Genomic DNA, 836 nt, shown 5'->3' on the forward strand with positions numbered 1-836 from the left:
CTTGGGTCTGTGAATTCTCCACGATAAGTGTCTTCTGTTAAGAACCTTCCATATTCAGGGTTGTAGTATCTCGCATTCAAATAATATAGTCCTGTTTTATTATCGTAAATTCCACCTGTGTAGCAGACTTCGTTGTAGAAGTTTTCATCACCGTTTATTTCAGTTTCGCCAAAATCAGTGTATTCATAAGATACTTCGCTTTTACCTTCTACGTTTACTAGGTTTGTTGTACTTTCACGCATGTCCTTGTTGTAGAAGTAGTATTTTTCACCTTCCGTGCTTGAAATATCTCTAACTGTGGCAATGGCATTTCCACTAGCTCCCATTAAGTTAAGGCTAGTTACTCCAGTAAGTTTTTCAATATTCTCTGACTCTTCTAATTCTGTTGAATTATCAGCTTTTCCAGTTGTGTAAAGTACTGCGTCATTTTGGTAATAGTACTTAGTTGATTGACCATTTTCTAATTTTTCAACTCTTTGTCCATTTCCGTTGTAAATATTTACTTGATTTAATGTTACTATACCAGCTTTTGTGAACATGGCATTGTCCATGCGGTTTGCTGCATCATAAGTATAGCACTTTACTTCATTTGTTACACTGTCTGATTCTCTTAGTTGATTTCCATTTAAATCATAAGTATAAGCTTTATTGGATAGTGTGGTGTGGGACTCTCCCTCATCCTCAGATGACTCTTCACTTCCATCTTTTAAATCTTCTGATCCAACTTCAACACTTGAAACCAATTGATTTAAAGAGTTATATGTGTATGTAGTTGTTTTTCCATCTTTAGCTTCTTTGACTCTGTTACCTACTTTATCATAAGTATAAACAGTGCT

At 35.0% G+C, this 836-nt stretch carries 1 protein-coding gene; it reads right to left on the reverse strand.

All coding sequences use genetic code 11. The features are described from left to right. On the reverse strand, positions 1–836 hold an 836-nt coding region (locus K0040_RS19825; RefSeq protein WP_331476382.1), incomplete at both ends, for an RHS repeat protein.

Source organism: Terrisporobacter petrolearius (assembly GCF_020748185.1).
Classification (GTDB): domain Bacteria; phylum Bacillota; class Clostridia; order Peptostreptococcales; family Peptostreptococcaceae; genus Terrisporobacter; species Terrisporobacter petrolearius.